Origin of the sequence: Achromobacter sp. RTa (assembly GCF_000757485.1) — a bacterium.
In the GTDB taxonomy this organism is placed as follows: Bacteria; Pseudomonadota; Gammaproteobacteria; order Burkholderiales; family Burkholderiaceae_B; genus Achromobacter.
Map to the genome: position 1 here is coordinate 41,821 of NZ_JPYO01000005.1, position 8,570 is coordinate 50,390.

Here is an 8,570-nt window from a genome sequence, read left to right on the forward strand (position 1 = left end):
CGGCGCATGGAATTCGACGTCATTATCATCGGAAGCGGATTGGCCGGCCTGGCCGCCGCGCTGGAACTGGCGCCCCGGCGGCGGGTCGCGCTGGTGTCCAAGGGCGGCCTGGCCGACAGCGCCAGCAACCGGGCCCAGGGCGGCATCGCCGCGCCGCTGGCCGAAGGCGACAGCGTGGAGGCGCACGTGCGCGACACGCTCGTCGCCGGCGCTGGCCTGTGCGATCAGGGCGCCACGCACGGCATCATCTCGCAGGCTTGCGGCGCCATCGCGTGGCTGCGGGAGCACGGCGTTGCGTTCACCGCGGACGGCCAGGGCCTGCATCTGACGCGCGAAGGCGGGCACGGACAGCGCCGCATCGCGCACGCCGCCGATGCGACGGGCAGCGCCATCGTGGCCGCGCTGGGCGCCCGCGCGCGCGGGCAGGCCGGTATTACGCTGCTGGAGCACCATTGCGCCGTGGACCTGCTCCTGGCCGGCCCGCCGGGAACCGCGCAGGCCATTTGCCGCGGCGTACAGTTGCTGGATCTGCGCGGAGGCCGGGTGTTCGAGGCCGCCGCCGCCCACGTGGTGCTGGCCAGCGGCGGCGCCGGCCAGGTGTACGGGACGACGACCGCGCCGCCGGCCGCGACGGGCGACGGCATCGCCATGGCATGGCGCGCGGGATGCCGGATCGCGAACATGGAATTCACGCAATTCCATCCCACCGGCCTGCATCATCCGCAGGCTGCGGGGTTCCTCATCTCGGAGGCGGTGCGCGGGGAGGGCGGCGTGCTGCGCCTGCCCGGCGGCGCCCGTTTCATGCCGGCGCACGACCCGCGCGCCGAGCTGGCGCCGCGGGATATCGTCGCCCGAGCCATCCAGACGGAAATGGCGCGCCACGGCCTGGACTGCGTCCATCTGGATATCAGCCACCAGCCGCGGGATTTCCTGCTGGCGCACTTTCCCACCATTCATGCGCGATGTCTGGCGCTGGGCATCGACATCGCGTCCATGCCCATTCCCGTCGCGCCGGCGGCGCACTACACCTGCGGCGGCGTGGTCGCGGACGTGGCGGGCCGAAGCGGCCTGGCGGGGCTGCATGTGATCGGAGAGGCGGCGTGCACCGGCCTGCACGGCGCGAACCGCCTGGCCAGCAACTCCCTGCTGGAATGCGTGGTGACGGGCAGGGCCGCGGCGCAGGACATCCTGCAACGTGCCGCAATGCCTCCGCGCGCCGCCGGAGCAGGGTGGGCCGCCGCCAGGACGGCCTCGCCGCCGTCCGCGGACCTGGCGCGCCTGCGGCAAGACCTGCGCCAGCTGATGAGCCGCGACGTCGGCGTCGTGCGCAGCGACGCCGCGCTGCGGCGCGCGGCAGCGTTCATCGGCCCGCTGCGCGCCGCCATGGAGGCGCGGCTGCTTCGCGAAGGGCCGAGCCTGGAATTGCTGGAACTGCGCAATCTGGCGCTGGTCGCCGACCTGATCGTCCAGGGCGCCAGCGCTCGCCGCGAAAGCCGCGGCGCGCATTTCAATAGCGACAGGCCGGAGTGGAGCGATGCGCGGGCGGGGCGCGTGATGCCGCCGCCTGCGCAGCCGGGCGGCGCATTGAGCGCCGCGGCCGTCAAGCCAGTGCCAGCGACTCCTTGACGCTGGCCGCCAGCATCTGCGCGGTCGCGGCGGATAGCGTCCATCCCAGGTGTCCATGGCCCGTGTTGTAGAACACCCCCGGCCGCTTGCCGGGGCCTACCCTGGGCATCATGTTCGGCGTCATCGGGCGCAAGCCGCACCAGGGCACCACGCGCGAGGTGCGGATGCCGGGGAAGTGCTTGCGCGTCCAGTCCACCAGCGGCTGCACGCGTTCGGCCCGGATGTCCATGTTGAAGCCATTGAACTCGGCCGTGCCGGCAACGCGGAAGCGGTCGCCCAGGCGGCTGGTGACGATCTTGGCGGCTTCGTCGAGCAGGCTGACGCTAGGCGCGGCATTGCGGCTTTCCGCGTCATCCAGGTGCACGCTGATGGAATAACCCTTCACCGGATAAATGTTCAGCGAGTCGCCCAGCCGCCTGGCGAATTGCCGGCTGGCGGCGCCGGCGCAGATGACGACGGCGTCGGCGGACTCGCGCTGGCCGGCCCGTGCGCCGTCTTCGTTGGCCAGGTCCAGCAGGTAGGCTCCGCGCTCGTGGACGATGTCCCGGACGTCGGCGTCGTGCACGAAGCGCACGCCGCGGCGCTCGCAGGCGCGGGCCAGGCCGCTCGTGAACTTGTGGATGTCGCCGGTGGCGTCGGACGGCGTGTAGAAGCCGCCATGGCAGGCGGTTTGCAGCGCGGGCTCGATGGTGCGCGCCTCATCGGGCGTCACAGCATAGCGTTCCAGCCCGCCCGCCTGCAGCAGCGCGTTGGCGCGCCGCGCCGTCTCGAAGCTGGCGGCGTCGTGATAGATGTGCAGGATGCCGCGGCGCTCCAGGTCGAAGTCTATGCCTTCCTCTTCCGCCATCGCGTAAAGGTGCTGACGGGCTTCGATGGCCAGGCGCGTGGTGTCGATGGTGTTCTGGCGGTAATGGCGGATCTGTCCGATGAACTGCGCCAGCCAGGAATACTTATGCCAGCTGAACCGGGGGTTCAGCAGCAGCGGCGCGTTGTGGCGGCCCAGCCAGCGCAGGCCTTTCATGATGGTCGAAACGCTGTTCCAGACCTCGGCGTTGCTGGCCGACAGCTGGCCGCCGTTGGCGTAGGACGTTTCCATGGCGGGATAGCGCTGGCGGTCGTAGATGGTGACGTCGTATCCCAGTTTGTTCAGGGCATGGGCGGACGTGACGCCGGTAATGCCGGCGCCGATGATGGCGATGCGGGGCATGGTCGCTCCAGATTCGGGTGGCCGCGGCCACCCGGCCGCAGCACCCCATCTGTCTCTGTACCTGAGAGCTTCACCCGCTGCGCGGACGGCGGCGGGTTCCCCTTCGGTGGGCGCGCATGGCGCCTCTCTCCAGATTGTCTAGGCCGCGCAGTCTTGTTTGCCTGAGAGTTTCCGGGGCGGTTGCTCCGTCGGCGCCTGCCGCGGGGGGCAGGTCTCTTCTGCGGGGTTTTGGATCGACTCGGGCAGGATAGCCAAAATCCCAGGATATGGGACCAAGGGTTAGTACCAATGGGCCATGCGTCAACGGATCGCGCTTTCATAGCGCGGCAGCAGGCCCATGATTTCCAGGCGTTTGCATAGCTGCGACAGCCGTTCCATCTTGTAGGCGTCCACATCCACGCCGGCATAGTCGTAGAAGCCCTTGCCGTCGCGCAGGCCGTTGCGGCCTTCCTCCATATTGCGCGTGATGACGGCGGGCGATGCGAATCGCGGATCGATGGCGCCGGACAGATAGCGCGAGGCGTAATGGAGAATGTCGCCTCCACCCCAGTCGATGAATTCCAGCAGCCCCAACACCGAGAATCGCAGGCCGAACCCCAAGCGCACGGCGGTATCGATGTCTTCGGCGCTGGCGACGCCTTCCTCGACCATGCGGGCGGCCTCGTTCATCGCCAGGGCCTGGATGCGGGGCACGATATAGCCGGCGGCGGGCGCGCAGTGCACGGGCTTCTTGCCCGCCAGTTGCAGGACGGCAAGCAGGTCCTGCGCCGCGGCGTCGCTGGTTTGCGGGCCGCGGCTCACTTCCACCAGCGGGATCAGGTAGGCGGGATTCAGCCAATGCGCGTTCAGGAAACGCTGCGGGCCGTCAAGCAGGTCCGCCAGTTCGGTGACGAGAAAAGTGGATGTGGTCGACGCGATGACGGTGTCCGGCGCGCAGGCGCCGCCCAGCCACTGGAGCGTGTCCCGTTTGGCATCCAGGCGTTCGGGCACGGCTTCGAACACGACGCGCGCCTGGCGCAAGTCCTCGTCCGCCTCGTTGCGCGCGCATAGCCGGACGCGTTCCAGCGCGGCGTCCGTTTGCCGGGGTTCCAGCAAGCCCAGCTTGGCCAGCGTGCCCAGCTCGCGCCGCAGGCTGTCCAGGACGCGCGAAAAATACTGCGCCCGTTCCGCGGCGGGACGGTTCTTGATGTCGATCAGCGTGACGTCCAGCCCTGCGTGTATATAGGCCAGGGCAATGCCGATGCCCATGCGGCCGGCGCCGGCCACGCATAGTCTTCTGTTCATGGCGAGCATCCTTTTGTCAGCAGCCTTCGGCCAGCAGCGTGGCCATGGCATCGCGCGACAGGCGCTCCAGGCCCAGGCGCTCCAGCGTGCGGCCTTCGGCGTAGAGGTTCCGCCCGACGATGGCGCTGGCCACGCTCAGCAGGCCTTCGGCCACCGGAGTGGGCGCGCCTGCCCAGCGGCCGACGGATACCAGGAATGACAGGCCGAGCCGCGTGTCTTCGAGCATGTAGCGGTGCGCATGCAGGTCGATGGCTTCGCGCCAGTCGCCGCTGTCGGTGAGCCTGCCATGCGCGCCGCGCCCATACATCCATTCGTCGCCCTCCGTGGCGTAATGGTCCGACAACGGAAAGTGCGGGGCGGCATAGCCCAGGGCCTCCCGGATGGCGATCCGCTCCGCGTCCAGCGTGTCGGTGACGCGCCGTATGGAGGCCTGGGTGCCTTCGTTGTGGATGTCCCATTTATCGAAGTGTTCCAGCGGGCCGGCGTTCATCATGATGAGCGGGGGATGGATGATGGGGCCCGCATTCATCAATGCGCCCGACAGCGCATCCTCGATCGGTTCGATGCTGGGATAGGCGCGCCGCGCCAGTTCCAGCGTGCGGCCGGCGAGGCGGCTGGGGAAAACGCCCGTGGGCAGGCGAGTGGCATAGCCGCTGATCACGACCCGGCTGCCGTGCTTGCGGGCCAGGTAGGGAAGGGTGCCGGTTTCGGCAAACGCCGTGTCGGCGGAGTTTTTCGCGTCTTTCATGGCCCGCGCGAATACGTAGCTGCCGAAGGTGCCCGGTGGCAGGAACACAACCTGGCCATCGCGGAGCAAGGGCGCCAGCTCGCGCGCCAGCGCTTCGTGCGAGGTGGCTGGAAGGGGAATGACCAGCAGCTCGGCGTCGGCCACGGCGGCGCCGAGTTCCTGGACCAGCTGCAATTGGCCGGACCCCTCGCCCAGCGCAAGGCGGCGCGTGCCGCGGTAGTCGGTGACGGTCAGCGCGCCCGCATCCCGCAGTTCCTGGAAGGCCGCCCAGTCCCTGCGCCACCAACGCACCTGATGGCCTTTTTCAAGCAGGTGCGCCGCCGCCGCGTAGCAGCCGTGGCCGCCGCCTATGACGCTGATCCTCATGGTCAAGCTCCTTCTTGTGGAGCTTTGATCCTAGCGTTGCGCGGCGTGACGGACTGCGCCGAATGCGCAAGCGGCATTCCGTTCCGGCAAGGGATTCAAGGCGCGGCGGAGCGGCCTTCAATGGCGGTTTTGACGCAGGGTATCCGAAGGCAGGCAGCCGTAGCGCCTGCGGTAATGGGTGGCAAAATGGCCGAAGCTGGCGATGCCGTGCCGCAGCAGGATGTCGGTGACGCTGTCGCCTGCGCGTGCCTGCTCCAGCGCCGCGTGCACCAGGGCCAGCCGCTGGTTGCGCACGTAGTCGCTGGGGCTTTGTTTCAAGAATTGCGTGAAGCCGTTCTGCAGCGTGCGCACGGACACGCCGCAATGCTCGGCCAGGTCCGCCAGCGAGATCGTTTCGTCGAGATGGCTTTCTATGTAGTCCCGCGCGCGGCGCACGTGCAACGGTAGCGGCTGGCGGCGGTCCGCAAGCAGCGCGTCGGAATAATTGTGCGGCAATTGGGTCAGGAGCAGCGTCAGCAGATAGTCCGAAAACCCATCGGCCAGCGTCTGCGTCACTCCGTCTATCGCGGGGTGCCGGTACAGCCGGCACAGATAGTCCAGCGTTTCGCGCACGGCGGCAGGGCCCGCGGCGTCGGCTTGCGCCTGCAGGTCGAATACCAGCGCCTGCTTCACCGGGCGCTCCAGCAGCCGTTGCAGGTGGCGTTCCAATGCAAGCCGATCGATGCGCAGGATCAGGTTGCGGCAGTCACGGCCGATGCGGATGACGCTGCGCTCGGAGGGCGAGGAAATCGTCAGGCTGCCGGCGTTCATGGAGGCGCTGCGCCTGCCCAGGGTTATCAGCCCGGACCCTTGCAGCGTGATACGGATCAGGTAGTAGTTGGCGATGTCGCCGGCGTCGATCTCGACTTCCGCGCCGTAGTGCAGGTCGAACAGCGCGGCATTCCCGAAGAACACGCCGTACAGGCGCGACTGCAAGGGTTTTCCCTGGGCGACGCACATCCGGTGCGACCACAGGTGCTGGCTGACCTGGTCCTTGATTTCGGAAATGTTGCCCGAGTCCAGCAGGCAATGGCGGTCCAGTGGATTGGTGTGGTCGAACATGCTTTCCTGCGCAGCGGGAACAGTCATTGCGTCCGGCGTATAGAGGCCCGCCGCACAAAGACCTACAAAAGATGGACCAGCAAACAAGTGAGGCGCAGCAACGCCCATCGGGCGATGGATCCGATCTCACCACCATACAAGGGAAAAACCATGACTGACGGCAGCCCGCGGCACGCAGCGAGACCAAGCCATGCCTACGAGTGGTACGTCGTGGTGATATGCATGCTAGCGTACATATTTTCCTTCGTCGACAGGCAGATCCTGGCGCTGATGATCGAACCGATCAAGCGCGACCTGCAACTGTCGGACACCCAATTCAGCTTGCTGCACGGCCTGGCGTTCTCGTTGTTCTACGCCTTCATGGGCATTCCCATCGCCCTGCTGGCGGACCGCTGGTCGCGTCCCAGGATCATCGCGATCGGCGTGGCGTTCTGGAGCCTGGCCACCGCGGCCTGTGGCCTGTCGCGCAATTTTGTGCAGATGTTTCTTGCGCGCATCGGCGTGGGCGTCGGAGAGGCGGCGCTATCGCCCGCCACGTACTCCATGCTCAGCGATATGTTTCCGCGTGAAAAACTCGGCAGGGCGGTCGGCGTCTATTCCATCGGCTCCTTCATCGGCGGGGGCATGGCGTTCCTGATCGGCGGCTACGTCATCGACCTGCTGAAGAGCGTGGACACAGCCACGCTGCCTGGGATGGGCGCCATGCGGCCATGGCAGGTCACCTTCTTCCTGGTGGGGTTGCCTGGCCTGCTGATTGCGCTGCTGGTCCTGATGACGGTGCGGGATCCGCAGCGGCGAGGCTTGAGGCTCAATGCCGCGGGGCAGGTCCAGAAGCCCGCCATGAAGGACACGTTCCGCTTTCTGGGCAGGCATCGCCGCACCTTCTTCTGTCACTACGCCGGATTTTCCTTCTATGCGATGGTGCTCTTCGCGCTGCTGGGCTGGACCCCCGCGTTCTACATGCGCAGGTTCGGCATGTCGCCCGCGGAGGCGGGCTACATGCTGGGCGGGGTGGTGCTGGCGGCCAATACGGCGGGGGTATTCTGCGGAGGCTGGCTGATGGACTGGCTGGCCAAGCGCGGTTATAGCGACGCGCCACTGCGCGCGGGAGTTATCGGCGCCGCGGGCATGGCGCTGCCTGCGGTGCTGTTCACGCAGGTGGGCTCGCTGTGGCTGTCGGTGGGCTTGCTGCTGCCCGCCATGTTCTTCGCTTCGTTTCCGATGCCGACCTCCACGGCGGCGATGCAGATCCTTCCCCCCAACCAGCTCCGCGCCCAGGTCTCCGCGCTGTTCCTGTTGATCTCGAATCTCGTGGGCTTGGGCCTGGGCACCACGGCCGTCGCCTTGCTGACCGACCGCTGGTTCAAGAGCCCCGCCGCGGTGGGGCAGTCCCTGTCCGTTCTGGTGGGCGCGGCGGCCGTACTGTGCATCGCGCTCCTGGCGGCCGGTTGCAAGCACTACCGGAGCAGCCTTCGCGTGGAAGACCAGGAAGCCAGGCCATTGGAAGCCGCAGCCGGATAATGCGGCCCCTTTTTTAACCCTGTTACCTCTCCCTTGAACTGCACAATCCTCGTAAAGAAATCCCATGGAGGGATGCGCTATAACAATTCCCTCTATGCATCACTGCTTCGTCTTGCAGGCAGCCTTTCGCGCCGTTTCAAGGCGGGCCCCCATTCATGCCCCGTTTCATCCGCCGTTCCCCTGTTGCGCTGCTCGCCGTCCTGACGGGCCTGGTCGCGGGATGTTCCTCTCCCAAGCCCGCCTTCGAAAAGGAAGACTTCGCCCAGAGCGACACCTATTCCCGCACCGTTTCCGCCAGCAGCGCCGCCGCCTGCGACGCCGGCCGCCGCGCCTTGCTGAGCCAGGGCTATTACATCGACCGGTTCGAGTCCGCCCGCGTGACCGGGCACAAGAACTTCCAGGCGGAGGATGGGCAGCACACCCAGATCAGCTTCAATATCGAATGCGCATCCGACGGCAGCTCGAACGAGCGCGCGACGGTGTTCGCCAATGCCGTGCAGGACCGCTATTCGATCAAGCGCACCGCCAATTCGGCCAGCGTGGGCGTGAGCGTCCTGGGGCAGGTGTCCATGCCCTTCGGGGCCAGCGACGATTCGCTGGTGAAGACTGCCAGCCAGACGGTGGCGCGGCCCCAGTTCTACGACGGATTCTTCCAGCTGCTCCAGCGCTTCCTGCCGGACGCGCAGGCGGCCTCGGCGCCGCAGGATGCGTCCGCGA

7 protein-coding genes and 2 riboswitches are annotated in these 8,570 nt (G+C 67.4%); of the genes, 3 read left to right on the forward strand and 4 right to left on the reverse strand.

Translation table 11 applies throughout. From position 1 onward, the window contains the following. The first annotated feature begins 6 nt into the window (after positions 1–6). On the forward strand, positions 7–1,626 hold the full coding sequence (nadB, locus tag JL37_RS03005) for an L-aspartate oxidase (RefSeq protein ID WP_052096815.1): 1,620 nt from the start codon (positions 7–9) through the stop codon (positions 1,624–1,626). Here nadB and JL37_RS03010 read toward each other — a convergent pair. From JL37_RS03010 to JL37_RS03025, 4 genes are all read right to left on the reverse strand, one after another. Next, positions 1,601–2,833: a D-amino acid dehydrogenase gene (locus JL37_RS03010; protein ID WP_043541898.1), complete on the reverse strand. Its 1,233-nt coding sequence runs from the start codon at positions 2,831–2,833 to the stop codon at positions 1,601–1,603. The genes nadB and JL37_RS03010 overlap by 26 nt on opposite strands. Positions 2,834–2,878: 45 nt before the next feature. Further along, positions 2,879–2,970: riboswitch (glycine riboswitch) on the reverse strand. 1 nt (position 2,971) lies between these two features. After that, positions 2,972–3,064: riboswitch (glycine riboswitch) on the reverse strand. A 69-nt stretch (positions 3,065–3,133) separates the two neighbouring features. Then, complete coding sequence (locus JL37_RS03015; RefSeq protein ID WP_156124202.1) at positions 3,134–4,117, reverse strand: 3-hydroxybutyryl-CoA dehydrogenase; 984 nt, start codon at positions 4,115–4,117, stop codon at positions 3,134–3,136. Between the two features lie 16 nt (positions 4,118–4,133). Next, the gene (locus JL37_RS03020) at positions 4,134–5,231 is read right to left on the reverse strand and encodes an NAD/NADP-dependent octopine/nopaline dehydrogenase family protein (protein WP_043541900.1); all 1,098 of its coding nucleotides are present in this window, start codon (positions 5,229–5,231) and stop codon (positions 4,134–4,136) included. A gap of 117 nt (positions 5,232–5,348) precedes the next feature. Continuing rightward, positions 5,349–6,359, reverse strand: a complete 1,011-nt coding sequence (locus JL37_RS03025; RefSeq protein ID WP_231570279.1) for an AraC family transcriptional regulator — start codon at positions 6,357–6,359, stop codon at positions 5,349–5,351. Between the two features lie 123 nt (positions 6,360–6,482). On the opposite strand from JL37_RS03025, the gene JL37_RS03030 reads away from it, so the two are divergent. After that, on the forward strand, positions 6,483–7,853 hold the full coding sequence (locus JL37_RS03030) for an MFS transporter (protein ID WP_043541902.1): 1,371 nt from the start codon (positions 6,483–6,485) through the stop codon (positions 7,851–7,853). Positions 7,854–8,008: 155 nt separating this feature from the next. After that, the coding region (locus tag JL37_RS03035; RefSeq protein ID WP_043541903.1) for a DUF2242 domain-containing protein at positions 8,009–8,570 on the forward strand (562 nt) is incomplete at its 3' end.

Bases quoted from the DNA above. Each gene is read 5' to 3' on its own strand.
- JL37_RS03025 (WP_231570279.1), bottom strand. From the start codon at position 6,359: ATGACTGTTCCCGCTGCGCAGGAAAGCATGTTCGACCACACCAATCCA.
- JL37_RS03020 (WP_043541900.1), bottom strand. From the start codon at position 5,231: ATGAGGATCAGCGTCATAGGCGGCGGCCACGGCTGCTACGCGGCGGCG.
- nadB (WP_052096815.1), top strand. From the start codon at position 7: ATGGAATTCGACGTCATTATCATCGGAAGCGGATTGGCCGGCCTGGCC.
- JL37_RS03015 (WP_156124202.1), bottom strand. From the start codon at position 4,117: ATGAACAGAAGACTATGCGTGGCCGGCGCCGGCCGCATGGGCATCGGC.
- JL37_RS03010 (WP_043541898.1), bottom strand. From the start codon at position 2,833: ATGCCCCGCATCGCCATCATCGGCGCCGGCATTACCGGCGTCACGTCC.
- JL37_RS03030 (WP_043541902.1), top strand. From the start codon at position 6,483: ATGACTGACGGCAGCCCGCGGCACGCAGCGAGACCAAGCCATGCCTAC.